The organism is Streptomyces sp. NPDC026246 (assembly GCF_055567995.1).
Map to the genome: position 1 here is coordinate 645312 of NZ_JBVHPJ010000003.1, position 24403 is coordinate 669714.

The 24403-nt window shown below is 71.5% G+C and carries 22 protein-coding genes and 1 pseudogene; 9 read left to right on the forward strand and 14 right to left on the reverse strand.

Going from position 1 to position 24403, the window contains the following annotated elements:
* Nucleotides 1-4 precede the first annotated feature (4 nt).
* Nucleotides 5-400 carry a superoxide dismutase, Ni gene (gene sodN / locus ACZ4M5_RS11140; protein WP_004983535.1) on the reverse strand — a complete coding sequence of 132 codons (396 nt, stop codon included), beginning with the start codon at nt 398-400 and terminating at the stop codon, nt 5-7.
* Between the two features lie 224 nt (nt 401-624).
* On the opposite strand from sodN, the pseudogene ACZ4M5_RS11145 reads away from it, so the two are divergent.
* Nucleotides 625-798 (forward strand): annotated as a pseudogene (locus ACZ4M5_RS11145) (S26 family signal peptidase); the annotation flags it as partial.
* 65 nt (nt 799-863) lie between these two features.
* Here the strand turns inward: ACZ4M5_RS11145 and ACZ4M5_RS11150 are convergent.
* The 4 genes from ACZ4M5_RS11150 to ACZ4M5_RS11165 all read right to left on the reverse strand — a co-directional run bounded on the left by ACZ4M5_RS11150 (nt 864) and on the right by ACZ4M5_RS11165 (nt 4389).
* Complete coding sequence (locus ACZ4M5_RS11150; RefSeq protein WP_467735279.1) at nt 864-1523, reverse strand: CGNR zinc finger domain-containing protein; 660 nt, start codon at nt 1521-1523, stop codon at nt 864-866.
* Between the two features lie 180 nt (nt 1524-1703).
* Nucleotides 1704-2465 carry an amino acid ABC transporter ATP-binding protein gene (locus ACZ4M5_RS11155; RefSeq protein ID WP_467735281.1) on the reverse strand — a complete coding sequence of 254 codons (762 nt, stop codon included), beginning with the start codon at nt 2463-2465 and terminating at the stop codon, nt 1704-1706.
* Nucleotides 2462-3403 carry an amino acid ABC transporter permease gene (locus tag ACZ4M5_RS11160; protein ID WP_467735283.1) on the reverse strand — a complete coding sequence of 314 codons (942 nt, stop codon included), beginning with the start codon at nt 3401-3403 and terminating at the stop codon, nt 2462-2464. The genes ACZ4M5_RS11155 and ACZ4M5_RS11160 overlap by 4 nt, the downstream gene beginning before the upstream one ends.
* A gap of 32 nt (nt 3404-3435) precedes the next feature.
* Nucleotides 3436-4389, reverse strand: coding sequence for an ABC transporter substrate-binding protein (locus ACZ4M5_RS11165; RefSeq protein WP_467735285.1), 954 nt, complete (start codon nt 4387-4389; stop codon nt 3436-3438).
* A gap of 624 nt (nt 4390-5013) precedes the next feature.
* On the opposite strand from ACZ4M5_RS11165, the gene ACZ4M5_RS11170 reads away from it, so the two are divergent.
* The 4 genes from ACZ4M5_RS11170 to ACZ4M5_RS11185 all read left to right on the forward strand — a co-directional run bounded on the left by ACZ4M5_RS11170 (nt 5014) and on the right by ACZ4M5_RS11185 (nt 8365).
* On the forward strand, nt 5014-6246 hold the full coding sequence (locus ACZ4M5_RS11170; RefSeq protein WP_467735287.1) for an NAD(P)-dependent malic enzyme: 1233 nt from the start codon (nt 5014-5016) through the stop codon (nt 6244-6246).
* Between the two features lie 269 nt (nt 6247-6515).
* The gene (locus ACZ4M5_RS11175) at nt 6516-7481 is read left to right on the forward strand and encodes a zinc-binding dehydrogenase (RefSeq protein ID WP_467735289.1); all 966 of its coding nucleotides are present in this window, start codon (nt 6516-6518) and stop codon (nt 7479-7481) included.
* 111 nt (nt 7482-7592) lie between these two features.
* On the forward strand, nt 7593-7802 hold the full coding sequence (locus ACZ4M5_RS11180; RefSeq protein ID WP_003992902.1) for an HTH domain-containing protein: 210 nt from the start codon (nt 7593-7595) through the stop codon (nt 7800-7802).
* The gene (locus ACZ4M5_RS11185; RefSeq protein WP_467735291.1) at nt 7802-8365 is read left to right on the forward strand and encodes a Clp protease N-terminal domain-containing protein; all 564 of its coding nucleotides are present in this window, start codon (nt 7802-7804) and stop codon (nt 8363-8365) included. Before ACZ4M5_RS11180 ends, ACZ4M5_RS11185 begins: the two co-directional genes overlap by 1 nt.
* A gap of 11 nt (nt 8366-8376) precedes the next feature.
* On the opposite strand, the gene ACZ4M5_RS11190 is transcribed toward ACZ4M5_RS11185, so the two are convergent.
* Together ACZ4M5_RS11190 and ACZ4M5_RS11195 are read right to left on the reverse strand one after the other, a co-directional pair.
* The gene (locus ACZ4M5_RS11190; RefSeq protein WP_467735293.1) at nt 8377-9438 is read right to left on the reverse strand and encodes a PadR family transcriptional regulator; all 1062 of its coding nucleotides are present in this window, start codon (nt 9436-9438) and stop codon (nt 8377-8379) included.
* A 1-nt stretch (nt 9439) separates the two neighbouring features.
* Nucleotides 9440-10405 (reverse strand): DUF4097 family beta strand repeat-containing protein, encoded by a 966-nt coding sequence (locus tag ACZ4M5_RS11195; protein ID WP_467735295.1) that lies wholly within the window; start codon nt 10403-10405, stop codon nt 9440-9442.
* Between the two features lie 145 nt (nt 10406-10550).
* Here ACZ4M5_RS11195 and ACZ4M5_RS11200 point away from each other — a divergent pair, with 145 nt between their 5' ends.
* Nucleotides 10551-11387 carry a hypothetical protein gene (locus ACZ4M5_RS11200; protein ID WP_467735297.1) on the forward strand — a complete coding sequence of 279 codons (837 nt, stop codon included), beginning with the start codon at nt 10551-10553 and terminating at the stop codon, nt 11385-11387.
* A 76-nt stretch (nt 11388-11463) separates the two neighbouring features.
* Here ACZ4M5_RS11200 and ACZ4M5_RS11205 read toward each other — a convergent pair whose 3' ends face one another.
* From ACZ4M5_RS11205 to ACZ4M5_RS11225, 5 genes are all read right to left on the reverse strand, one after another.
* On the reverse strand, nt 11464-11643 hold the full coding sequence (locus ACZ4M5_RS11205) for a DUF6104 family protein (protein WP_003992906.1): 180 nt from the start codon (nt 11641-11643) through the stop codon (nt 11464-11466).
* A gap of 88 nt (nt 11644-11731) precedes the next feature.
* Entirely contained in the window at nt 11732-15595 is a 3864-nt protein-coding gene (locus ACZ4M5_RS11210; RefSeq protein ID WP_467735299.1) for a multifunctional oxoglutarate decarboxylase/oxoglutarate dehydrogenase thiamine pyrophosphate-binding subunit/dihydrolipoyllysine-residue succinyltransferase subunit, read from the reverse strand.
* Nucleotides 15596-15876: 281 nt separating this feature from the next.
* A complete protein-coding gene (locus ACZ4M5_RS11215; protein WP_467735301.1) occupies nt 15877-16989 on the reverse strand; it encodes a HAMP domain-containing sensor histidine kinase in 1113 nt (370 codons plus the stop codon).
* On the reverse strand, nt 16986-17726 hold the full coding sequence (locus tag ACZ4M5_RS11220; protein ID WP_333933999.1) for a response regulator transcription factor: 741 nt from the start codon (nt 17724-17726) through the stop codon (nt 16986-16988). The genes ACZ4M5_RS11215 and ACZ4M5_RS11220 overlap by 4 nt, the downstream gene beginning before the upstream one ends.
* Nucleotides 17727-17861: 135 nt before the next feature.
* Complete coding sequence (locus tag ACZ4M5_RS11225; protein ID WP_467735304.1) at nt 17862-18539, reverse strand: spermine/spermidine synthase domain-containing protein; 678 nt, start codon at nt 18537-18539, stop codon at nt 17862-17864.
* A gap of 162 nt (nt 18540-18701) precedes the next feature.
* On the opposite strand from ACZ4M5_RS11225, the gene ACZ4M5_RS11230 reads away from it, so the two are divergent.
* Nucleotides 18702-19523: a rhomboid-like protein gene (locus ACZ4M5_RS11230; RefSeq protein ID WP_467735574.1), complete on the forward strand. Its 822-nt coding sequence runs from the start codon at nt 18702-18704 to the stop codon at nt 19521-19523.
* Here the strand turns inward: ACZ4M5_RS11230 and ACZ4M5_RS11235 are convergent.
* Nucleotides 19514-20173, reverse strand: coding sequence for a GNAT family N-acetyltransferase (locus ACZ4M5_RS11235; RefSeq protein ID WP_467735305.1), 660 nt, complete (start codon nt 20171-20173; stop codon nt 19514-19516). The two genes, ACZ4M5_RS11230 and ACZ4M5_RS11235, sit on opposite strands and share 10 nt — an antisense overlap.
* 173 nt (nt 20174-20346) lie before the next feature.
* Here ACZ4M5_RS11235 and lon point away from each other — a divergent pair, with 173 nt between their 5' ends.
* Nucleotides 20347-22779, forward strand: a complete 2433-nt coding sequence (gene lon, locus ACZ4M5_RS11240) for an endopeptidase La (protein ID WP_467735307.1) — start codon at nt 20347-20349, stop codon at nt 22777-22779.
* Between the two features lie 174 nt (nt 22780-22953).
* On the forward strand, nt 22954-23442 hold the full coding sequence (locus ACZ4M5_RS11245; protein WP_467735309.1) for a MarR family winged helix-turn-helix transcriptional regulator: 489 nt from the start codon (nt 22954-22956) through the stop codon (nt 23440-23442).
* 21 nt (nt 23443-23463) lie between these two features.
* Here ACZ4M5_RS11245 and ACZ4M5_RS11250 read toward each other — a convergent pair whose 3' ends face one another.
* On the reverse strand, nt 23464-24249 hold the full coding sequence (locus ACZ4M5_RS11250; protein WP_467735311.1) for a protein phosphatase 2C domain-containing protein: 786 nt from the start codon (nt 24247-24249) through the stop codon (nt 23464-23466).
* Between the last annotated feature and the right edge of the window lie 154 nt (nt 24250-24403).

Here is a 24403-nt window from a genome sequence, read left to right on the forward strand (position 1 = left end):
GCGATCAGGCCTTCTTGGTCTCCCAGAAGATCTTGTCGATCTGGGCGATGTAGTCCAGCGCCTTCTGGCCGGTGGCCGGGTCGGTCGACGCCTTGGCGGCCGAGAGGGCCTTCAGGGTGTCGTTGACCAGCTGGTGCAGCTCCGGGTACTTCTCGAAGTGCGGGGGCTTGAAGTAGTCGCTCCAGAGCACCGAGACGTGGTGCTTGGCAAGCTCCGCGCGCTGCTCCTTGATGACGGTGGCGCGGGCCTGGAAGTGCGGGTCGTCGTTTCCGGCCATCTTCTCCTGGACGGCCTTGACCGACTCCGCCTCGATGCGGGCCTGGGCGGGGTCGTAGACACCGCAGGGAAGGTCGCAGTGCGCGCTGACCTTGACCTTGGGTGCAAACAGGCGGGAAAGCATGGAGCATTCCTTCCTCGTGATCGTCTTCTCACAGGGGACATTACTCCGTGACGGAGGGGTTTTCGCGAGTGCCCCCTTGGGCTTAGGACAAAAGTCCGGGGTGAGACTGAGACTGGTGGAGGAAAGAACCGGGGAGGTGCCGGGTGATGCCGGAGCTGTCGCAGGAGTCCGAGCGGGGAAGGCCGGCCCCGCCCTTCGGGGTCGCCGAGGTCACGGGTCCCTCCATGGTGCCCACGCTGTACCACGGCGACCGGCTCCTGGTGCACTACGGCGCCCGGATCCGGACCGGTGACGTCGTCGTGCTGCGGCATCCCTTCCAGCAGGATCTGCTCGTGGTGAAGCGGGCCGCCGGGCGCCGCGGCGACGGCTGGTGGGTGCTCGGCGACAACGCCCACGCCGGCGGCGACAGCACCGACTACGGCGTGGTGCCCGACGAGCTGGTGCTGGGCCGGGTCCGGTTCCGCTACCGGCCGCTCAAGTCCGGCCGGCGCTCGCCCTGGGCGCTGCTCGGCTGGGTGCTGTCCGCCGCCAGGCCCGTCGTCTCGGGCAGGCCGGGCCTGGCCGTCTCCAGGCGTTTGCGGGCCCGGTAGGCCGCCACGTTGGCCCGGGTCGCGCAGCGGTCCGAGCAGTAGCGCCGGGAGCGGTTGGTGGAGGTGTCCAGGTAGGCGTTGCGGCAGGGGGCGGCCTCGCACAGGCCGAGGCGGTCCACGCCGTACTCGGTGAGGTGGAACGCCAGGCCCATCGCGGCGATCGCCGCGTAGCCGGCCGTCGCGTTGGACGGGTGGTCCGCCAGGTGCATGTGCCACAGGGGGCGCCCGTCGTCGTCGCGGACGTCGTGCCCGGAGATCTGGGGACTGACCGGGAACTCCAGCAGCAGGGAGTTGAGCAGGTCGACGGCGAGCGTCTCGTCGCCGGCGTCGGCCGCCTCGAAGACCGCGCGCAGCCGGGCCCGGATCGAGCGGAACCGCGTCACGTCCGCCTCCGTGGCACGACGGGCCGCGGACCGGCTGGTGCCGAACAGGTCACGAACGGCCTCGACCGACGTCAGGGCGTCCTTGCCCCGGACCGGCTCCTCGGTGTTGACGAGGCGCACGGCGTAGTCCGAGTAATAGGCCAGTTCCACTTGTAGTCCTCACGCAGGGCTTCATCGTCGGGAGCGTGCACGGGTAAGAGCTGGTGAAGCTTCCAGGGTATTACGAGGGAGGGGCTCGACGGCGTCTCGGACACCCCGCCGCCGGGCCGGGCCAGGACGTGCGAAGGGGCGGTACGGAGACTCCGTACCGCCCCTTCGCCGTGACCGGGGTCAGAGCACCTTGGACAGGAAGGACTTCGTCCGCTCGTGCTGCGGGTTGGTCAGCACCTCGCGCGGATGGCCGGACTCGACGACCACGCCACCGTCCATGAAGACCAGGCTGTCGCCCACCTCGCGGGCGAATCCCATCTCGTGGGTGACGACGACCATCGTCATGCCGGACTCGGCGAGGTCCCGCATGACGTCCAGGACGTCGCCCACCAGCTCCGGGTCCAGCGCCGAGGTCGGCTCGTCGAACAGCATCAGCTTCGGGTCCATGGCCAGGGCCCGGGCGATCGCGACGCGCTGCTGCTGGCCGCCGGAGAGCTGGGAGGGGTAGTTGCCCGCCTTTTCGGCCAGGCCCACCCGGTCCAGCAGTTCCAGCGCGCGTTGCCGGGCCTGGCCCCTGTTGACGCCCTTGACCTGGACCGGCGCCTCCATGACGTTCTCCACGGCCGTCATGTGCGGGAACAGGTTGAAGCGCTGGAAGACCATGCCGATGTCCCGGCGCTTCACCGCGACCTCGCTGTCCTTCAGCTCGTAGAGCTTGTCGCCCTTCTGGCGGTAGCCCACCAGCTCACCGTCGACGTAGAGGCGGCCGGCGTTGACCTTCTCCAGGTGGTTGATGCACCTCAGGAAGGTCGACTTGCCGGAGCCGGAGGGGCCGATGAGGCAGAACACCTCGCCCGACTTGACCTCCAGGTCGATGCCCTTGAGCACCTCGACCGGCCCGAAGGACTTGTGGACGCCCTCGGCCTTCACCATGGCGGTCATGCGGTGCCTCCCGTCGTCGACGAGCGGTTGGACAGGGACAGCACGTTGGCCTTGATCTTCTGGAACGGCGTGGCCGGGAGCGACCGGCTCGAACCGCGGGCGTAGTAGCGCTCCAGGTAGTACTGGCCGACGCTGAAGACCGAGGTCAGCAGCAGGTACCAGGCCGCGGCCAGGAACAGCATCTCCGCGGGTGCGCCGGAGGTCTGGCCGATGTCCTGGGCCGCGCGCAGCAGCTCGGGATACTGGACGACCGAGACCAGCGAGGTCGTCTTCAGCATGTTGATGACCTCGTTGCCCGTCGGCGGCACGATCACGCGCATCGCCTGCGGGATGACGATCCGGCGCAGCGTCTTGGAGTGGCTCATGCCGAGCGCGTGGGACGCCTCGGTCTGGCCCTCGTCGACCGAGAGCAGGCCGGCCCGGCAGATCTCCGCCATGTACGCGGCCTCGTTCAGGCCGAGGCCCAGCAGCGCCGTCAGGAACGGGGTCATGAAGTCCGACCACTCGTCCTTGTAGAACGGCCCGAGGTTGATGTACTCGAAGACCAGGCCCAGGTTGAACCAGACGATCAGCTGGACCAGGACCGGGGTGCCGCGGAAGAACCAGATGTAGAACCACGCGATCGACGAGGTCACCGGGTTCTTCGACAGGCGCATCACGGCGAGCAGGACGCCGCCGATGATGCCGATCGCCATGGACAGCACGGTCAGCAGCAGCGTCTTGCCGACGCCGTCGAGGATGCGGTCGTCGAAGAAGTAGTCCGGGATCGCGCCCCAGTTGATCTTGCCCTGGGCGAACGCGTAGACGATGCCGCCCAGCAGGGCGACGGCGACGACGGCGGAGACGTACCGGCCGTAGTGCCGGACCGGGATGGCCTTGATGGCCTCCGGTCCGGCCGGGGGCGTGTCGCCCGCCGTCTTCTCGATGTCAACAGTCACGGGTAGTGCCTTTCAGTGCCGCTGCGCTGCGGTCACTTGCCGCCGTTGATGGTGGCCGCGTCGACGGAGCCGTCGGTGACGCCCCACTTCTTCAGGATCTTCTCGTACTCGCCGTTCTCGATGATGGCGTCGAGCGCGGCCTTGAGCGCGTCCCGCAGCTCCGCCTGGTTCTTGGCGACCGCGATGCCGTACGGAGCGGCCTCGACCTGCTCGCCGACCAGCTGGAAGTCCTTGCCGCCGCCGGAGGTCTTCACGGCGTACGCGGCGACCGGGAAGTCGGACGAGCCGGCGGCGGCGCCGCCCGCGCGCAGACGGGTCTGGGCCTGCTGGTCGTTGTCGAAGGCCTCGATGGCGATCTTCTTGCCGGCCGGGCACTTCTTCGACTCCGCCTTGGCGAGGTCCTCGGAGACCGTGCCGCGCTGCAGCACGATCTTCTTGCCGCACAGGTCCGACCAGCTCTTGATGCCCTGGTCGTCGCCCTTCTTGGTGTAGATCGACACACCGGCGGTGAAGTAGTCGACGAAGTCGACGCCCTCGCCGACCTTCTTGCCGGTGTCGGAGTCGATGCCCTCCTGGCGGTCCTTGGTGTCGGTCATCGCGGACATGGCGATGTCGTACCGCTTGGAACGCAGACCCGTGATCAGCGTGTCGAAGGTGCCGTTCTCGAACTGGAAGTCGACACCGAGCTGCTTGCCCATGGCGGCGGCGATGTCCGGGTCGATGCCGACGACCTTGCCGGAGCTGTCCTTGAACTCGACCGGGGCGTAGGCGATGTCCGAACCGACCTTGATGACGCCCTTGTCGCGGACGGCCTGGGGCAGCTTGCCGGCGAGCGGGGCGGTGGAGGCGGTGTCGCTCTCCGAGCCGCTGTCCTTGGTCTGGTCGCCGCATCCGGTGAGCATCAGCGTGCCTGCGACCGCGATCGCACCGACCGCTGCTAGCCGGGAGCGGGCGGCGGTCGTACGACGGGTGGAGCTTGCGGTCATGGTGGGTTCCTCCGGCGGATGGGTGGAGTTGCCGATGGGGCTGCGCGCCGCCGATGGGGCCGGCAGCGCATGCACTGCCGACGGTGCCGGCAGAGCCGTGGGTCGACGGGAGCACACGTCTTCGAGTGTCGCGACCTCGTGTGATTACGGCATCTTGCCATTCGGACTGCGCCATTCTGGGGGCCAGCCATGTCAAAATCGGATAACGGGCGATCCCCGAACCGCACCACTCCGGTACATCACGGCCGGACCTTCTGTGGGAATCTTTCGTTCCGGCCGGAAGATCTTCGGTACATCCCTGGATTTCGAGACGGGGTCCATGGGCTTCGCCGCCGCTTGAGTGGTTCTCCCTGGTTTGTCCAGGCCTTGTACCGATATTGGACGAAGAGTCAGGGCACCGTCATGTGACCTTGGCGTTATGGACTCGTCCCAGGCGCCTCCCGTCCGGTAAGAAGGGTCTTCACACCCCTCATCCGGGGCTCAGGGCGCGTGTGCGGCGCGCCCGTCGCGTACGCGCCCGTACGTATCACGTACACAGCACGACCACGGCCGTACGCGGTCCCGCCCACCCCTCACCAGGAGTGGCCACCCTCAAGCCGATGAAGATTTAAGGGGTAAAAGAAAGTGGCAGCGGAGATCGTCAATCCTCGCAGCGAGAGCAAGACCGGCGATACGGAGCACGAGGGCAGTGCGGAGCCCCTCGACTCCTTCGACCCGGCGTTCGCGTTGCACCGCGGCGGCAAGATGGCTGTGCAGGCCACCGTGCCGGTCCGTGACAAGGACGACCTGTCCCTGGCGTACACGCCCGGCGTCGCGAAGGTGTGCAGCGCGATCGCGGAGCAGCCGGAGCTCGTGCACGACTACACGTGGAAGTCGTCGGTCGTGGCCGTCGTGACGGACGGCACGGCCGTGCTGGGGCTCGGTGACATCGGGCCCGAGGCCTCCCTCCCGGTGATGGAGGGCAAGGCCATCCTGTTCAAGCAGTTCGGCGGTGTGGACGCCGTTCCGATCGCGCTGAACTGCACGGACGTCGACGAGATCGTCGAGACGGTGGTGCGCCTCGCACCCTCGTTCGGCGGAGTCAACCTGGAGGACATCTCGGCGCCGCGGTGCTTCGAGATCGAGCGGAAGCTGCAGGAGCGGCTGGACATCCCGGTCTTCCACGACGACCAGCACGGCACGGCGGTCGTGACGCTCGCCGCCCTGCGCAACGCCGCCCGGCTGAGCGGGCGGGCGGTGGGCGACCTGCGGGCCGTCATCTCCGGCGCCGGCGCGGCCGGTGTCGCGATCGCGAAGATGCTGGTCGAGGCCGGTATCGGGGACGTCGCGGTGGCCGACCGCAAGGGTGTGGTGTCGGCGGACCGCGAGGACCTCACGCCCGTGAAGCGGGACCTGGCCGGGTTCACGAACAAGGCCGGGCTGACCGGGTCGCTGGAGTCGGCGCTGGCCGGTGCCGACGTGTTCATCGGCGTGTCCGGCGGGACCGTCCCGGAGTCCGCGGTCGCCACGATGGCCGAGGGGGCCTTCGTCTTCGCCATGGCGAACCCGAACCCCGAGGTCCATCCGGAGGTCGCGCACAAGTACGCGGCGGTCGTCGCCACCGGGCGGTCGGACTTCCCGAACCAGATCAACAACGTCCTGGCGTTCCCGGGGATCTTCGCCGGCGCCCTGCAGGTGCGGGCGTCCCGGATCACCGAGGGGATGAAGCTGGCCGCCGCCGAGGCGCTGGCCGCCGTCGTCGGGGACGATCTGGCCCCCGACTACGTCATCCCGTCGCCCTTCGACGAGCGCGTCGCACCGGCCGTGACCGCGGCGGTCGCGGCGGCGGCCCGCGCGGAGGGTGTGGCCCGGCGCTGACAGCGCCGACCGTGCCGTGAGGTGACCCCGTCCGGGTGCGGACGGGGTCATTTCTTTGCCGGGCGGTACGGCTGATCGGGTGGCGCGGGCCGGTCGCGGCCGGCTCGGTCCCGGTCCCGTGCCGGTCCGGCCGTGCGGGTCCCGCGTCTGCGAGGGTGCGGGCCCTGCCCCGGTGGCTGCGGGCACCACCCTCGGGCTCCTGGCAAGAGGGTGTGTCTCACAGGGCGGCGTGGTTCCTTCGCCACGACCGGGAACCTATCGTCAAGGTCATGTTCGCCGTCTACGCCGCCCGAATCGACCGCGACCAGCCGCTCTCCGGCCTGGAGTCGGGGGAGCGTCCCGCCCCCGAGGCCCGTCCCGGCTGGAGCACCGTCAACGTCAAGGCCGCCTCCCTCAACCACCACGACCTCTGGTCCCTGCGCGGGGTCGGCCTCGCCGAGGACAAGCTGCCGATGATCCTCGGCTGCGACGCCGCGGGTGTCGACGAGGACGGCAACGAGGTCGTCCTGCACTCCGTCATCGGCCAGAGCGGGCACGGGGTCGGCCCGAAGGAGCCCCGTTCCATCCTCACCGAGCGCTACCAGGGGACGTTCGCCGAGCAGGTCGCAGTGCCGACCTGGAACATCCTGCCGAAGCCGAAGGGGCTCTCCTTCGAGGAAGCCGCCTGCCTGCCCACGGCCTGGCTGACCGCCTACCGGATGCTGTTCACCAACGCGGGTGTCCGGCCGGGTGACTCCGTGCTCGTCCAGGGCGCCGGCGGCGGTGTCGCCACGGCCGCGATCGTGCTGGGCAGGGCCGCCGGCCTGAAGGTGTTCGCCACCAGCCGGGACGAGGCCCGGCGCAAGCGGGCCCTGGAACTGGGGGCCGTGGAGGCGCTGGAGTCCGGGGCGCGGCTGCCCCAGCGGGTCGACGCCGTGATCGAGACTGTGGGGGCCGCCACCTGGTCGCACTCGGTGAAGTCGCTGAGGCCGGGCGGCACGCTCGTCATCTCCGGTGCCACGAGCGGCGACCGGCCCTCGCACGCCGAACTGACCCGGATCTTCTTCCTGGAGCTGAAGGTCGTCGGCTCCACGATGGGCACCAAGGACGAGCTGGAGGACCTGCTGTCCTTCTGCGCCACCACGGGTGTGCGGCCCGTCATCGACGAGGTGCTGCCCCTGGACCGGGCCCGTGAGGGCTTCGAGCGGCTGGCCGCGGGTGAGCAGTTCGGGAAGGTCGTGCTGACCAACCCCTGAGCGGACGCCACGCGCAGGCGCGTTGTTCGACGGCCGGTCCGGAAACGGGCCGGCCGTTTGGCATGTCAACCGGGGTTGACGAGTGGGATGATGTCAACGTAGGTTGACGTCATGACCGAAGCAACCGATCTGGCCGAGCGGGCCGGTGACCGGGACCCCCGGGTCGGCCTGCGGGCCGTCGCCGCCCTGCGCCGGCTGCTGGAGCAGCTGGAGGCCGTGCAGGTGCGCAACGCGCGCAACCAGGGCTGGTCCTGGCAGGAGATCGCCACCGAACTCGGTGTGAGCAGGCAGGCCGTGCACAAGAAGTACGGGAGGCATTGATGTTCGAGCGGTTCACCAAGGACGCACGGGACGTGGTGAAGGGCGCGTTCTCCCATGTGGAGGGCGGGCGGAGCGTGGAGCCGGAGCATCTGCTGCTGGCCCTGCTCGACCGGGAGGGCAGCCGCGGGTCGTTCGCCCTCGCGGCGCTGGGCCTCGGGGAGGACCGGGAGCCCGTGCGCGAGGCGCTGAGGGAGGCACGGCGACGGGCCGGGCTCTCCCGGGCCGAGAGCGACGCGCTGGCCGGGCTGGGTATCGACGTGGCCGGGATCGTCGCCCGGGTGGAGGACCTGCACGGGGCGGGGGCGCTGTCCGGCGACCCGAAGGACAGGCGGTGGTGGTCCGCCGGGCGCCCCTCCTTCGGCCGGGGCGCGAAGGACGTGCTGGAGCGCTCCCTGCGGGCCGCGCTGGCCCGGCACGACCGGCACATCGGGGACGAGCACATCCTGCTGGCCCTGACCACCCGGCCCGGCGTGCCCGCCGAGGTCCTCGCCGACCACGGGGTGACGTACGAGTCCCTGGTGCGGGTGCTGTACGGACGCGGCGGCGAGGCCAAGGCCGGCTGAGCGGCGGCCGGTTACTTCCTCGGGGAGCGCAGCAGCGCTCCTATGTGGGCCGCGGCCGTCGACAGGTGGCGGCGGGCGTCGCGGAGCTGGTCCGGCGTCACGCCGTTGTCCCGGGCCGCGTCCCGGATGTCGTCCCGGAAACGGTCGAGCAGGCGGTCCAGGTCGCGGGCGGGGTCGCCGGTGGAGTCCGCGGCGTCCTCGTGGGCCCAGGCGGGCTCGAAGGCGGCCGGGAAGTCCTGCGCGGGCTGGTCGTGCACCGGGTCCGGGGCGGCCGGGGCCGCCCGGCCCGTGCCGGACCAGTCGAAGCCGAAGTCCTTGCCGTAGTCCTTCCCGAACTCACCCATCTCCTTGACCAGTTCGCTCAGGCCCTCGCGCAGCCCCGCCGGCCAGTCGCCGCGGGCGAAGCGGTCCTGCACCTGCTCCTGGACCCGGCGGGTGATGCGCTGCATCTGCTCCTGGGCCTGGGCCCGCGCCTGCTCCTGGGCCTCCTTCGCCTGGCGACGGGCCCGCTGGGCGTCCTCGCGGGCCCGGCGGCTCTCGTCCTTGGCCCGCCGGGCCTGCTCCTTCCACTCCTGCCGGGCGCGGCGCATCTCCTCCTTGGCGATGCGCCAGGCCTCCTTGTCGCCGAACGGCGGGACGTCACCGGGGGAGGTGCCGCCCTCCGTGCGGCCCGTGCCGGGGCCCCGGCGGGCCTCCGTGGCCGCCGCGCGCATCTCGCGGCGCAGGTCGCCCGCGGCGCCGCGGACGTCCGCCTGGATCTCCGCGGCCAGTTCCGCGACCGACTCGCGGATCTCCAGCTCCAGGTCGGCCAGTTCACCGCTGCGGTCGGCCAGCTCGGCGCGCCCCGCGTCCGTGATCGAGTAGACCTTGCGGCCGCCCTCGGTGGTGTGGGTGACCAGGCCCTCGGCCTCCAGCTTGGCCAGCCGGGGGTAGACGGTGCCCGCCGACGGCGCGTACAGCCCCTGGAAGCGCTCCTCGAGGAGGCGGATCACCTCGTAGCCGTGGCGCGGGGCCTCGTCGAGCAGCTTCAGCAGGTAGAGGCGGAGGCGGCCGTGGGCGAAGACGGGAGGCATGTCAGAGCACCTTCTTGTCGGTCGAGCCGTCGGCCGGGGCGCCGTCGGCGCCGGTGTCCCGGCCGGAGACGGAATTGTCTCCCGAGCCGGCCGGCGCCCCGCCCCGCGGGTCGGCCGGCTCGGTGCCGGGCCGGGCGTCCGCGGGACCGGTGTCCTCGCCCTCCCGGGCCGGGCGGCGCAGCAGGGCGATGGAGCCGGAGACGGTGGTGGCCCGCAGCCTGCCGGTGCCCGCGCCGAGCCTGCCCGCGATTTTGTGCGCGCCCCACTGGCCGTAGACCCGCAGGCCCTCGAAGGCGTTGGAGATGGCGCCGCTCGCCGTGTTCGCCTCGACCTCCGCGTCCGCCGGGTACGGCAGGCGGATGGCGATCTCGCCCGAGACGCTGGTCAGCCGCACGTCCGTCGGGCCGTCCGGGTCGAGGTCGACGATCATGGAGCCGCTGACGGAGTCGGCCCGCACGGAGGGGCCGGAGCCCTCGACCACGGTGAGGTCGCCCGAGACGGAGTTGAACCGGAGCTCGCCCGTGACGTCCTGCGCCTCCAGGCTGCCGGAGACCGTGTCGGCGCGGACCGGGCCGGACAGGCCCACCAGCGTCGTGTCGCCGGTGACGCCCTTGACCACCGACGGGCCCCGGAGGCCGGAGATCACCGCCGCCGCGCCGACCACGCCCACCTCGACGCGGGTGCCGGCCGGAACGGCCAGGGAGACCACCGCGCTGCGCTGCCAGCCCTTGCGGTCCAGCCACTTGAGGAAGCCCTTCCAGGGCAGGTCCTCGTACGCCACGGTGAGGGTGCCGTGCTCCTGGGTCACCACCAGGGGCGGCCCCTCGATCTCGGAGACCTCCAGCCGGGCGGAACCCTCGTCGGTGCCCACCACGTTCACCGTGCCGTTGACCAGGCGCACGTGGAGATCGCGCACGGGCTCGTCGAAGGTGAGCTTCACCGGCTCCGTGACGGACCACTCGGACATGGCAGACCTCCCTGATGCGACGCGCCATATCGCGTCCTCTCGCAGTCACGATATATCGCGGTCGGGGAAAGTCAAGACACCCGTTGTGCGGAGGGAAAGCAGGCACAAGTGCTCATAGGCGGGCAAATCGCCCTACCGTGTGACCATGCCGACGGAAGCCGCCCCTACGGGCTCTCCCTCCGGGGCGCTGCTGCTGTGCCGGGCGGCGCCCGCCGCCGTCGCCGCGGTGGCCCCGCTGCTGCGCGAACCCATGCAGCTGACCCGCGCGGGTGACGGGTGGAGCGTGCTCGTTCCCGAGGGCGGCCCCTGGCGGGACGGCGACGAGCCCGTCGACCGGGTGGCGACCGGCTGGGCCGGCGCGCTGGCCGTCGGCGCGCCCTGGCCCGTTCTCGCGCTGTGGTGGGACGCGGACCACGCGGGCTTCACGCTGGCCTCCGGGTTCCGCCGCCCGGTCGGCTTCGTCTGGCTCTCCCACGGCGTCCCGGTCGGCCAGGACGAGGCGATGCGGACGTTCGCCGCGCGGGTGGGGCTCGACCCCGTCCTGGACGTCCAGGCCCTCGACCGGCTGACCGCACCCGACACGACGGCCGACGCCCGCGCCCGGCTGCGCGGTCTGCTGGCGGTCCTCACGCGCGTGGGCGTCTCGATGCCCCCGGAACTCGCCCCGGGACTACCCGCCGACCGCCTCCGTGAAGCCGTCGCGGTCCTGCCGGACAGCCGCCGCATCGAGTGGCCCGGCCTGCGCGAGGCGGTGGTGGAGCGCGGCGCCGTCGCGCACAGCCGGCTGGGTGCCTGGATGCCCCGGACGGGCGGCCCCGCGGCGCACGTCCTCGCCCTGGCTCAGATCGTGGCGGGCGTGCCCCTGCTGGTCCGGGGCCTGCGCCGGTCCGGCGGGCGCTGGGGCTGGGTCACGGCCGGCGCACTGCTCCTCGCGCACGGCACCGTGGGGCTGGCCCACCGGGTGGCCCACCCGCGCGACTAGAAGCGCCTGCCGGGGTCCGGAACGGGGGGCCCACCAGAAGTCCCCGGGCCGAGGTGCGGAGGAGTCCGCGCGGGTGCTACTCGTCGTCCTCGTCGTCCAGCCGGGCCAGCCACGTCGCCAGACGTTCCACCGGCACCTCGAAGTCGGGGTTGAGGTCCACGAACGTGCGCAGCTGCTCGGCCAGCCACTCGAAGGTGACCTCCTCCTCGCCGCGCCGCTTCTCCAGTTCCTCGATGCCACGGTCCGTGAAGTACATGCCGTCAAGGATAGGGGGGTGCGAAACGGCCGGGCCGCACCCCCACCAGCGGGGATGCGGCCCGGCCGCACGGGACGCGCAAGGGTGGTTACGCCTCGAACACCTCACGCACCAGCTGCTCCTGCTCGGCCTGGTGCCGCTTGGCGGAACCGACGGCCGGGGACGAGGAGTGCGGACGCGAGATGCGGCGCAGACGCTCGCCGTGCGGCACCTCGGCGCCGACGGCCAGGTCCAGGTGGTCGATCAGGTTGAGCGCGATGAACGGCCAGGCACCCTGGTTCGCCGGCTCCTCCTGGGCCCACAGGTACTTCTCGGCGTTCGGGTACTTCTTGATCTCCGCCTGGAGCTCCGTACCCGGCAGCGGGTACAGGCGCTCGATGCGGATGATCGCCGTGTCCGTCACACCGCGCTTCTGACGCTCGGCCTCCAGGTCGTAGTAGACCTTGCCGGCGCAGAAGACGACCTTCTTGACCGCGGCCGCGTCCACCGACGCGTCGCCGATGACCGGCTGGAACTGGCCCGTCGTGAACTCCTCCGCCTTGGCCGCCGCCGCCTTCAGGCGCAGCATCGACTTCGGCGTGAAGACCACCAGCGGCTTGTGGTGCGGGTTGTGCACCTGCCACCGCAGGAGGTGGAAGTAGTTCGACGGCGACGTCGGCATGGCGACCGTCATGTTGTTCTGCGCGCACATCTGCAGGAAGCGCTCGGGGCGGGCCGAGGAGTGGTCCGGGCCCTGGCCCTCGTAGCCGTGCGGCAGCAGCAGGACGACACCGGAGGTCTGCGCCCACTTCTGCTCGGCCGACGAGATGAACTCGTCCACGACCGTCTGGGCGCCGTTGACGAAGTCGCCGAACTGCGCCTCCCACATCACGAGCGCCTCGGGGCGGGCCAGCGAGTAGCCGTACTCGAAGCCCATCGCCGCGTACTCGGAGAGCAGGGAGTTGTAGACGTTGAGCCGCGCCTGGTCCTCGGAGAGGTACTGCAGCGGCGTGTACTCCTCGCCCGTGCTGCGGTCGATGATGACCGCGTGGCGCTGGCCGAACGTACCGCGCTGCGAGTCCTGGCCGGCCAGGCGGACCGGCACGCCCTCCAGCAGGAGGGAGCCGACCGCGAGGGTCTCGCCCATGCCCCAGTCGATGGTGCCGTCCTCGACCATCGACGCCCGGCGCTGCAGCTGCGGCAGCAGACGCGGGTGGACGGTGATGTGGTCGGGGATGTTGACCTGCGACTCGGCGATCCGCTTGACGACCTCCGTGGTCACCGCGGTGTTCACGGCGACCGGGAACTCGGCCTGCGGGTCGGACGTCTCCACCGTGTTCGGCTGCGAGGTGGCCTCGCGGACCTCGGTGAAGACCTTCTCCAGCTGGCCCTGGTAGTCCTGCAGCGCCTGCTCGGCCTCTTCCAGGGTGATGTCGCCGCGACCGATGAGGGACTCGGTGTAGAGCTTGCGCACCGAGCGCTTCTTGTCGATCAGGTCGTACATCAGCGGCTGGGTGAAGGCCGGGTTGTCCGACTCGTTGTGACCGCGGCGGCGGTAGCAGATGAGGTCGATCACCACGTCCTTGTTGAACGCCTGGCGGAACTCGAAGGCGAGCCGCGCCACGCGGACCACGGCCTCCGGGTCGTCGCCGTTCACGTGGAAGATCGGGGCCTCGATCATGCGGGCCACGTCCGTGGCGTACATGGAGGAACGCGAGGACTCGGGGGCCGCGGTGAAGCCGACCTGGTTGTTGATGACGATGTGGACCGTGCCGCCGGTGCGGTAGCCGCGCAGCTGCGACATGTTCAGGGTCTCGGCCACCACGCCCTGGCCCGCGAAGGCCGCGTCGCCGTGGATCGCCACCGGCAGGACCGTGAAGTCCGTGCCGCCCTTGTTGATGATGTCCTGCTTGGCGCGCGAGACGCCCTCCAGGACCGGGTCCACCGCCTCCAGGTGCGAGGGGTTCGCGACCAGGGAGACCTTGATCTGCTCGCCGTCCAGGCCGGTGAAGGTGCCCTCGGCGCCCAGGTGGTACTTCACGTCACCGGAGCCGTGCATCGACTTCGGGTCGAGGTTGCCCTCGAACTCGCGGAAGATCTGGGCGTAGGACTTGCCGACGATGTTCGCCAGGACGTTCAGGCGGCCGCGGTGGGCCATGCCGACGACGACCTCGTCCAGGCGGGACTCCGCGGCGCTGTCGAGGACCGCGTCCAGCAGCGGGATGACGGACTCGCCGCCCTCCAGGGAGAAGCGCTTCTGGCCGACGTACTTGGTCTGCAGGAACGTCTCGAAGGCCTCGGCCGCGTTCAGCCGGCGCAGGATGCGCAGCTGCTCCTCGCGCTCGGGCTTGGAGTGCGGGCGCTCGACGCGGTCCTGGATCCACTTGCGCTGCTTGGGGTCCTGGATGTGCATGAACTCGATGCCGGTGGTGCGGCAGTACGAGTCGCGCAGGACGCCGAGGATGTCGCGCAGCTTCATCATCGACTTGCCGGCGAAGCCGCCGACGGCGAACTCGCGCTCCAGGTCCCAGAGCGTGAGGCCGTGCTCGGTGATGTCCAGGTCGGGGTGCTTGCGCTGCTGGTACTCCAGCGGGTCGGTGTCGGCCATGACGTGGCCGCGGACCCGGTAGGAGTGGATCAGCTCGAAGACGCGGGCGGCCTTGGTGACGTCGTCGTCGTGGCTGGCGTCGATGTCCTTGAGCCAGCGGACCGGCTCGTAGGGGATGCGCAGCGCCTCGAAGATGTCGTCGTAGAAGCCGTTCTCACCGAGGAGGAGGTTCGCGACGATCCGCAGGAACTCGCCGGAGGCGGCGCCCTGGATGACCCGGTGGTCGTAGGTCGACGTGAGCGTCATGACCTTCGAGATGCCGAGCTTGTTCAGCGTGTCCTGGGACGTGCCCTGGAACTCCGCCGGGTAGTCCATGGAGCCGACGCCCATGATCACGGACTGGCCGGGCATCAGACGCGGCACGGAGTGCACGGTGCCGAGGCCGCCGGGGTTGGTCAGGGAGACCGTCACCCCGGTGAAGTCGTCCATGCCCAGCTTGCCGTCACGGGCGCGGCGGACGATGTCCTCGTAGGCCTGCCAGAACTCGAAGAAGTTCAGCGTCTCGGCCTTCTTGATGCCCGCGACCACGAGCTGGCGGTCGCCGTTGGGCTTGACCAGGTCGATGGCGAGGCCGAAGTTGACGTGCTCCGGCTTGACCAGGGTCGGCTTGCCGTCCTTCTCCGCGAAGGAGTAGTTCATCGACGGCATGGCCTTGATGGCCTGCACCATCGCGTAGCCGATCAGGTGCGTGAAGGAGATCTTCCCGCCCCGGGCGCGCTTCAGGTGGTTGTTGATGACGATGCGGTTGTCGAACAGCAGCTTCACCGGGACCGCGCGCACGGACGTGGCCGTGGGCACCTCCAGGGAGGCGTTCATGTTCTTCGCGACCGCGGCGGCCGGGCCGCGCAGCACGACCTGCTCGGGGCCCGAGGGGGCCTCGGCGGCGGGCTCGGCCTTCTTCGCCGGGGCGGCCTGCTTGGCGGCGGCCGGCTTCGCGGGGGCCGGGGCGGCCTTCGCGGGAGCGGCGGCCTGGGCCGGGGCCTGTGCGGCGGGCTTCGGCTGGGCCGGGGCCTGCGCGGGGGCCTGCGCCTGGGCGGGGGCCGGAGCGGCGGCGGGCTTCTGGGCCTGCTCGGCCGCAGGCGCGGGGGCCTGGGCGGGAGCGGCCGGAGCCGCCGGCTGAGCGGTGGTGGTCCCCGCGGCCCCCGCGGCCGCGGTACCCGCCGGAGCCGGGGCGCCAGCGGCGCCCGGCTTGTAGTCGGCGAAGAAGTCCCACCAGGCTCGGTCTACCGAATTCGGGTCCTGGAGGTACTGCTGATAGATCTCGTCGACGAGCCACTCGTTGGCACCGAACGACGCAGCGGGGTTCTTGCCCGCTTGGTCGGTGTCGGTCGAGATGCTCGAGTTACTGGGGGACTGTGGCGACACGGCGGCAACCGCCCTCTTCCGCTTCACAAGATGATGGACAGCGGGAATCAAGGCTACGCCTCCCCGACGGGGAAGGTCAGGCCGGGCCCGTTCAACGTCGTGCAAGTCACATCTTGAAGCGTGTTTCGGGGCTTGAAATGGCGGGAAACAAGCGTGGTTCCGCTTCAGCAGGCAAGGGGGGAGCGGGGCCTGGCGCGCCGATGGCGCGGGCCTGTGCCTGATCACGCGTGTCCGTCAGCGAGGACGCTCGTGGATCTTGTGACTCCGGTTCGAACTTTACGTCAACTCGGCGTTGAGGTGACTCCCGGAAGAGTGACAAGAATCCGGCAACCCCGCTCGGATTCGGCCACTCCGATCCGGCCGCCGTGCAGATCGACCGCCCAGCGGGCGATCGCCAGCCCCAGCCCCGTGCCCCCGTCGCTGCCCGGCCCCTGCGGGCGCTTGGCGCTGCCGCGGTTGAACCGCTCGAAGACGCGGTGCCACTCCGACTTGGGGATGCCGGGGCCCTCGTCAAGGACCTCCAGCTCCAGGGACTCCGGCACCGCCCCGCGCCGCGCCTTGACCGTCACCCGGCCGTGCGGCGGGCTGTGCTTGACCGCGTTGTCGATGAGGTTGGCGACGACCTGGTGGATGCGTTCCGGGTCCGCGTGGGCGGTCAGCTCCGGCGGATGGACGTCGAGGTGCAGATGGACGTCCGTACGGGTGTGACTGCCCGAGCCGGTGGCGATGCCGGCGCGCACGGAGGCGACCATGTTGGCCTCCTTCAGCACGCCGGACAGGTACGGCCACACCTCGAACCGCCGCTTCTTCAGCGGCACCACGCCGTTGTCCAGGCGGGACAGGTCCAGCAGCGTCTCCACCAGCCGGCCGAGCCGCTCGGTCTGCTTCAGCGCCGTGCGCATGGTCTCCGGGTCGGCCTGCGTGACGCCGTCGACGATGTTCTCCAGCACCGCGCGCAGCCCCGCGATGGGGGTGCGCAGCTCGTGCGAGACGTTCGCCACCAGCTCCTTGCGCTGGCTGTCCTGCGCCTCCAGCTCGTCGGCCATGGCGTTGATCGTCACGGCCAGGTCGCCGAGCTCGTCACGGCGGTTCTCCCGCGTGCGGCGGGTGTAGTCCCCCTGGGAGATGGAGCGGGCCACCGCCGTCATCTCGTCCAGCGGGGCGGTGAGCGAATGGGCCACGAACTGCGTGATGAGCAGCGTGGCGATCATCGAGAAGACCGTGATGAAGCGCAGCTCCGTCTTGGTGTGCACCGCGATCACCGACAGGCCCGTGGTGATCAGCACCGAGATGACGACCAGCGCGCCCAGCTTGGTCTTGATCGAGAACGGGCTCACCCTGCCCCAGGACTCCGGCTCCCGGGGGTTCCTCCGTGCGGCCGGCCCGCGGCTCATGGCGTCGGGGTCTCCAGGGCGTAGCCCACGCCGTGCACCGTGCGGATCCGCTCGGCGCCGATCTTCCGGCGCAGCGCCTTGATGTGGCTGTCGACCGTGCGGGTGCCGGAGGCGTCCGCCCAGTCCCAGACCTCGGCCAGGAGCTGCTCGCGCGAGAGGACCGCGCGCGGGGTGTTCGCCAGGCACACCAGCAGGTCGAACTCGGTGGGCGTGAGGTGGACGTCCTCACTGCGCACCCGGACCCGGCGCTGGGCGTGGTCGATCTCCAGCTCGCCCAGGCGCAGGATGCCGGAGCGGGGGGTGGCGGCCGCGATGGCGGCCCGCTCGACCCGGCGCAGCAGCACGTGCACGCGCGCCGCCAGCTCCCGCATCGAGAACGGCTTGGTCATGTAGTCGTCGGCGCCGACGCCGAGCCCGACCAGCATGTCGGTCTCGTCGTCGCGCGCGGTCAGCATCAGCACCGGCACCGGGCGGGCGGCCTGCACGCGACGGCAGACCTCCAGGCCGTCGAAGCCGGGCAGCATGATGTCGAGGATCAGCAGGTCGGGCTGCCACGCCTCGGCCGTGTCGACCGCGGACGGACCGTCGCCGGCGGTTTGCACGAGGAATCCCTCGGCTCGCAGACGGGTCGCGATGGCGTCCACGATCGTGGCGTCGTCCTCGACGACGAGCACCCGGCGCTGTGCGCCCGGTGCAGCCGTCGCCGAACCGTTGTGGGAGGTGTGTGTCTGCTCCATCGCCCGCCCCTGGGGTGTGCTTTCCGGAATCAGTGGGGTGATTCCTTCTGACTGGCTGTGCCTGCGCATGCTTGCGATTGACGCTTGAATGATCGGCGCCAGGGGAGCAGCGTACGGGGATGCGGCACGCCATTGCTATCCAGGGCGGATGCCGAGGTGGACGACGTCCGGAACGCCCCGGGCAACGGGGATCTCTTCGGTACGCACCTGCTGGAACCCGGCATTCCGCAAGGTTCCCTCGAATTCCGGAGACGGCTGTGCGGACCAGACCGCGAGCACTCCGCCGGGCCTCAACACCCGGGCGCAGAGCGCCAGTCCGGCCTCCTCGTAGAGCGTGTCGTTGTCCTCGGTGACGGTCCAGCCGGGTCCGTTGTCGATGTCGAGACACAGGGCGTCGTACGTGGCGGATGTCTCACGCAGGTGGGCCACCAGGTCCGCCTCGACGATGTCGGTGCGCGGGTCCGCGAGCGCCTCGGCGGACAGGGCCGCGAGCGGGCCGGAGCGGTGCCACTCGACGATCGCGTGCTCGCGTTCGACCACGGTGATCCGGCCCCAGCGCGGATCGGCCGCCGCGTGTGCGAGGGAGAAGCCGACGCCGAGCCCGCCGATCAGCACGTCGGGGTGGTCCCGGCCGGGCAGGGCGTCCAGCGCCGCGTCGACCAGGAGCCGCTCCGAGCGGCCGTCGGAGGTGTCCATCAGGAAGGTGCCGTTTGAGATGATCTCCAGCCGGTCGCCGTGCCGCCGCAGCACGACCTCGCCGTGCGGCCCCTCGCGCCGGTCCAGTACGTCAGGCCTGTCGTATGAGGTGGGCATCGCATCATCCTGGCAGGTCTGGGACGGCGGGTACGGGGAATTGTCCGTGGGGCGCGGCCTGTGGGCCGCGAGGCCGTCGCGCGGGGAGCACGCGCGCGTGGCCCGTCGCGGACAATGGGACGCACGGGGCGAATGCCGGGCAGGACGGAAGGAGCGCCCGTGGTGGAACGCACCGCGCCGCCCGACGGGACGGCCGCACCGGCCGGCCGGCCCGCCGAAGGGGTGCCCGTGCTGCTCGACGGGGTGCCGCGCCAGTGGTGCCCGCGCGCGGCGGCGGGGACCGGCGCACGGAGGATCCCCGCCGCGGGCCCGCGCGAGGCCGTGGCGAGGGGACCGCGGCCCTGGCGGCTGCTGCCCACGCCCGCCGGGACGCCGTTCACCTTCTGGTACACCGTCGTGCTCTGCGCGACCGGGCTGATCGCCGCGCTGGCGGACCCCGCCGTGGTGCACGCGCTGCTCCAGGGCTCCAGCACCGACGTGGCCCACCTGGTGCGGACGCCGGAGCTGGTGCTGATCGGCAGCGCGCTGTGGATCGCGGGCGGGCCGGCCTCCCCCTTCACCCTCGGCTTCGTGCTGGTGCTGACCGCGCTGGAGCGGCGGGTCGGCGGGCTGCGCACGGCCGGTGTCTTCCTGCTCGGCCATGTCCTGGCCACCCTGGCGACCGAGGTGCCCGTGGGCCTCGCGGTGCTGGCCGGGGACCTCCCCGGATCCTCACTGCACCGCATGGACTACGGCGTGAGCTTCGGTGTCGCGGCCGTCTGCGGCGCCCTGGCCGGACTGCTGCCGCTGTGGCTGCGCGTGCCGGCGCTGGCCGCCCTGGGCGCGATGCTCGTGCAGGACCTGCTCGCCTTCACCGACCCCCTGACCGCGTGGGGGCATCTGATCGCCCTGGTGGTCGGGATCGCGCTCTGGCCGCCGGTGCGGCGGTGGCACGCGGCCCGGCGGCTCCCCCCGGGTGCCCGGCGGGCGGCCCCTCAGGGCTGAGCGGCGGGCGGCGGACCGTACCGGGCGCTGGTCAGCGGGGCCGCCACCTGCCAGCCCAGGGCCTCGTAGAGACCGCGGCCCGCGGGCGTGCCGGCCAGGACGCCGGTGCGCGCGCCCTGCCGGTACGCGATCTGCTGCAGCGTCCGCATGACGAGGCTGCCGAGTCCCTTGCGGCGGTGCGCGGCGGCCGTCTCGATCTGGTCGGCGACGGCGGTGCGGCCCGTCGGGGCGATCTGGCCGCGCGCCGCGAGGGACCCGTCCGGTGCGGCCACGATCAGCCGCGTCACCCCGTCGCGCGACCAGATGCGCAGCCGGTGGCCGTCGGGCACGTCCGGGACGTCGTCCTCCTTGAGCGGGACGGTCATCAGGTAGCCGGGCTCCGGGTCGACCCACCAGCCGTCGCCGAGCCAGCCGGAGACCACCGCCGGGTCCCGGAACGCCTTGAGCCACACACCCTGCCCGGTGACCGCGCCGGCCACCTTGCGCACGGTCGTCTCGTCCAGGGCGTCGCCCTTGGTGCCGAGGACGTGCCGGGTGACGTGCCCGTACAGGCCCACGTCGATCGTCCAGCCCCATGGCTCGGCCATGGGCGGGGCCGCCCCCCGGGACACGACCCACCCGTTCACCCACGCCTGCACGGTCCCGTCCACGCATCCCCCTGTAACGACTGTAAGTGCGGTTCGTCTATTACGCGACGACCTTACGGGCGCCCCAGTCCGGCGCGGGAGAGGTGATCGCTGACAGCGAACGGCTGCCGGGGAACATTCGGCCGCCCCCGAGCATTGAGTCGGCATAGCTCAACTTGACTGCCGAAGGGGAGATCATGGCTGCTGAGTCCACGGCGTTCACACCGCTCACCCTGCCCGTGCTGCCGCTCGACGACGAGGTCGTGCTGCCCGGCATGGTGGTCCCGCTGGACCTGAGCGACTCCGAGGTCCGTGCGGCGGTGGAGGCCGCGCAGGCCGCCGCCCGCACAACACCCGGAAAGCCCCGGGTACTCCTGGTGCCGCGCATCGACGGGACCTACGCGAACACCGGTGTGCTCGGCACCGTCGAACAGGTCGGCCGGCTGGCCGACGGCGACCCGGGCGCGCTCATCCGCGGCCGGGGCCGGGTGAGGATCGGTGCCGGGACCACGGGCCCCGGCGCGGCCCTCTGGGTCGAGGGCACCAGCGTCGACGAGACCGTCCCGGAGCCGCTGCCCGGGCAGGTCGCCGAGCTGGTCAAGGAGTACAAGGCACTCGCCACCGCCTGGCTCCGCAAGCGCGGCGCCTGGCAGGTCGTCGACCGGGTCCAGGCCATCGACGACGTCTCCGCCCTGGCCGACAACTCCGGCTACTCGCCGTTCCTGTCCACCGACCAGAAGGTCGAACTGCTGGAGACCGCCGACCCGGTGGCCCGGCTCAGGCTCGCCACCCAGCAGCTGCGCGACCACCTCGCCGAGCAGGACGTGGCCGAGACCATCGCCAAGGACGTCCAGGAGGGCGTCGACAAGCAGCAGCGCGAGTTCCTGCTGCGGCGCCAGCTCGAAGCCGTCCGCAAGGAGCTGCGCGAGCTGAACGGCGAGGCGGGCAAGGACCCGGCCGAGGAGTCCGACGACTACCGCGCCCGGGTGGAGGCCGCCGACCTGCCCGAGAAGGTCCGCGAGGCCGCCCTGAAGGAGGTCGACAAGCTGGAGCGCTCCTCCGACCAGTCGCCCGAGGGCTCCTGGATCCGCACCTGGCTGGACACCGTCCTGGAGATGCCGTGGAACGAGCGCACCGAGGACGCCTACGACATCCGGGGCGCCCAGGCCGTCCTGGACGCCGAGCACGCGGGCCTGGACGACGTCAAGGAACGCATCACCGAGTACCTCGCGGTGCGCAAGCGCCGTGACGACCGGGGCCTCGGCGTGGTCGGCGGGCGGCGCGGCGGTGCCGTGCTCGCGCTCGTCGGGCCGCCCGGCGTCGGCAAGACCTCCCTCGGAGAGTCCGTCGCCCACGCCATGGGCCGCAAGTTCGTCCGCGTCGCCCTCGGCGGCGTCCGCGACGAGGCCGAGATCCGCGGCCACCGGCGCACCTACGTCGGCGCGCTGCCGGGCCGTGTCGTCCGGGCCATCAAGGAAGCCGGGTCGATGAACCCGGTGGTGCTCCTCGACGAGATCGACAAGGTCGGCTCCGACTTCCGGGGCGACCCCGCCGCCGCCCTGCTCGAAGTGCTCGACCCGGCGCAGAACCACACCTTCCGGGACCACTACCTGGAGGTCGAACTGGACCTGTCGGACGTGGTCTTCCTCGCCACCGCCAACGTCCTGGAGGCGATCCCCGAGGCCCTGGCCGACCGCATGGAGATCGTCCGCCTCGACGGCTACACCGAGGACGAGAAGGTCGTCATCGCCCGCGACCACCTGCTCCCGCGCCAGCTGGAGCGGGCCGGCCTCGGCGCGGACGAGGTGACCATCGACGAGAGCGCCCTGCGCAAGCTCGCCGGCGAGTACACCCGCGAGGCGGGCGTGCGCACCCTGGAGCGGTCCGTGGCACGGCTGCTGCGCAAGATCGCGGCCCGGCACGAACTGGGCGAACAGGAGTTGCCGTTCACCGTCCGCGACGAGGACCTGCGGGACCTGATCGGCCGGCCGCACCACGTGCCCGAGTCCGCCCAGGACCCGGCCGAGCGGCGGACGTCCGTGCCGGGCGTGGCGACCGGGCTCGCGGTGACGGGCGCGGGCGGGGACGTCCTGTACGTCGAGGCGTCCCTGGCCGATCCGGAGACCGGTGCGGCCGGACTGACCCTGACCGGTCAGCTGGGCGACGTGATGAAGGAGTCGGCGCAGATCGCGCTGAGCTTCCTGCGCTCGCACGGCGCCGAGCTCGAACTGCCGGTGGCCGACCTCAAGGACCGGGGCGTGCACATCCACTTCCCGGCGGGCGCGGTCCCCAAGGACGGCCCCAGCGCCGGCATCACGATGACCACGGCCCTGGCGTCCCTGCTGTCCGGCCGGCTGGTCCGCACGGACGTCGCGATGACCGGCGAGGTCTCGCTGACCGGGCGGGTGCTGCCGATCGGCGGGGTGAAGCAGAAGCTGCTCGCCGCGCACCGGGCCGGTGTCACCACGGTGATCATCCCCAAGCGCAACGAACCCGACCTGGACGACGTCCCGGCGGAGGTGCTGGACAAGCTCGACGTCCACGCCGTCACCGACGTCCGCCAGGTCCTGGAACTGGCGCTCGCGCCCGCCACCAACGGCGCCGCGCCCGAGGTTCCGGTGGCCGCGTGACGGAGGTCATCGGATGAGGGAAGGCCCGGGTCCCGTGAGGGAGATCCGGGCCTTCACCCCGTGAGGACCCTGTGGACACGGGTGCCGCGAGCTGCGGAATACTTGCCGAGCTGCGGCGATGCCCGCGGCGGGCGGAGAATTCAGGTACCGGGCGACGACCGAGGCAGGGCTCACGTGCACGACGACGGCAACGACGACGACCGCCGGGACGCCGGCCCGGGACGCGGTGTGGACCAGCCCGCGTTCCTCGCGCTGGAGCGCGAGCTGACCGTGCTGCTGCGGCGCGCCCGGGCCAGCCAGGGCGAGATGGCCCGCGAGGTCCACCCGGACCTGGAGTCGTCCGCCTACGGGCTGCTCGTGCGCCTGGACGAGTGCGGCAAGCAGCGGGCGACCGAACTGGCCGGCTACATCGGTGTCGGCAAGGCCACCATGTCCCGGCAGTTGCGCGCCCTGGAGGAGCTCGGCCTCGTCGCCCGCGAGCCCGACCCCGCAGACGGACGGGCCTGGCTGGTCGCCCTCACCCAGGAGGGGCACGACCGGGTCCGCCGCGTCCGCCAGGCCCGCCGCGCCCGCTACGCCGGCCGCCTCGCCGACTGGGACACCCGCGAGGTCACGGAACTGGCCCGGCTGCTGCACGAGCTCAACCGCGGCATGGAGAAGTAGCGCGGCGGCCGCGCCCGGCGCCTACAACTCGGCGTACACGACCGTCGCGTCGTCGTGCGTCTTGCCCCTGCCCGGGGACGTCCGGGCCGCGTCCGACCGCTCCAGCGCCCGCACACGGTCCACCAGCGCCTGCGGCCCCTCCTTGCACACCATCCGGAAGCACTCCGTCCAGTCACCCTGGCCGAACCGCTCCACCCAGCGGCCGGCGCCGTCCGTCAGGGCGGCCAGGGCGCGCACCTCCCCGCGGGGCAGGGTGCCGGTCACCGCCCGCGCCGCGACGGACGGATCGGCCGCGGCGGTGAAGAAGCCGCCCTCCTTGTTGCGCAGGGTCGTGTCGACGAGCGCGTCCGTCGCCAGGGCCGAGCGGGGGAGCAGGGCCAGCCGGTCGTCCAGCACCGCCGTCACCACCCCCTCCGGGGACTCCACCAGGAGCGCCGAGTCCGAGAGGACCAGGTACTCCACCGTGGCCGGGTTCCAGCGCGCTACGACCACCGTGGCCTGCGGCGTACGCGGGTGAGAAAGGTCACAGGTTGTCGCGTGTGCTGCGGCGGTACGCGCGATGGCGTGGGACAACGCGTCGGCGAGGGGAACATCCGGGAGTGAAACGGTCAGTTCGGTCAGTGCGCCGCCCAGGCGTGCGGTGAACCAGGGGACGGAATGCAGACAGCCCGTCCCGCCCTTCGGGGGTGTGACCCCGTCCAGCACGACGACCGAACCGCCCTGTCCCGAGGCCGGGAGTCCGACAGCGGCGAAGTCCTCGTTCGGGCGGTCCGCGTCCCCGGGCTCCGAGGCGAGTTCAGTACGCATCGAGCCAGTCTGCACGAGCCCTTCACAAGGTTCGCCGGAGGTCGGCGACGATCGCCGGACCGGCACACTCCAGCAGGTCGGACGCCCTGTTTGGCGGGTAATGCTGTGTATCGGGAAGACGTGGTGGCGAATATTGCCACCGCCCGTCGCCGTC

What these genes read in the sequence shown, in the direction of transcription:
- ACZ4M5_RS11225 (WP_467735304.1), bottom strand. Translation starts at nt 18,539, where the DNA reads ATGCCCACCTCATACGACAGGCCTGACGTACTGGACCGGCGCGAGGGG.
- ACZ4M5_RS11155 (WP_467735281.1), bottom strand. Translation starts at nt 2,465, where the DNA reads ATGACCGCCATGGTGAAGGCCGAGGGCGTCCACAAGTCCTTCGGGCCG.
- ACZ4M5_RS11165 (WP_467735285.1), bottom strand. Translation starts at nt 4,389, where the DNA reads ATGACCGCAAGCTCCACCCGTCGTACGACCGCCGCCCGCTCCCGGCTA.
- ACZ4M5_RS11205 (WP_003992906.1), bottom strand. Translation starts at nt 11,643, where the DNA reads ATGTACTTCACGGACCGTGGCATCGAGGAACTGGAGAAGCGGCGCGGC.
- ACZ4M5_RS11195 (WP_467735295.1), bottom strand. Translation starts at nt 10,405, where the DNA reads ATGTCCGAGTGGTCCGTCACGGAGCCGGTGAAGCTCACCTTCGACGAG.
- ACZ4M5_RS11215 (WP_467735301.1), bottom strand. Translation starts at nt 16,989, where the DNA reads ATGAGCCGCGGGCCGGCCGCACGGAGGAACCCCCGGGAGCCGGAGTCC.
- ACZ4M5_RS11220 (WP_333933999.1), bottom strand. Translation starts at nt 17,726, where the DNA reads ATGGAGCAGACACACACCTCCCACAACGGTTCGGCGACGGCTGCACCG.
- ACZ4M5_RS11200 (WP_467735297.1), top strand. Translation starts at nt 10,551, where the DNA reads ATGCCGACGGAAGCCGCCCCTACGGGCTCTCCCTCCGGGGCGCTGCTG.
- sodN (WP_004983535.1), bottom strand. Translation starts at nt 400, where the DNA reads ATGCTTTCCCGCCTGTTTGCACCCAAGGTCAAGGTCAGCGCGCACTGC.
- ACZ4M5_RS11185 (WP_467735291.1), top strand. Translation starts at nt 7,802, where the DNA reads ATGTTCGAGCGGTTCACCAAGGACGCACGGGACGTGGTGAAGGGCGCG.
- ACZ4M5_RS11175 (WP_467735289.1), top strand. Translation starts at nt 6,516, where the DNA reads ATGTTCGCCGTCTACGCCGCCCGAATCGACCGCGACCAGCCGCTCTCC.
- ACZ4M5_RS11190 (WP_467735293.1), bottom strand. Translation starts at nt 9,438, where the DNA reads ATGCCTCCCGTCTTCGCCCACGGCCGCCTCCGCCTCTACCTGCTGAAG.
- ACZ4M5_RS11250 (WP_467735311.1), bottom strand. Translation starts at nt 24,249, where the DNA reads ATGCGTACTGAACTCGCCTCGGAGCCCGGGGACGCGGACCGCCCGAAC.
- ACZ4M5_RS11180 (WP_003992902.1), top strand. Translation starts at nt 7,593, where the DNA reads ATGACCGAAGCAACCGATCTGGCCGAGCGGGCCGGTGACCGGGACCCC.
- lon (WP_467735307.1), top strand. Translation starts at nt 20,347, where the DNA reads ATGGCTGCTGAGTCCACGGCGTTCACACCGCTCACCCTGCCCGTGCTG.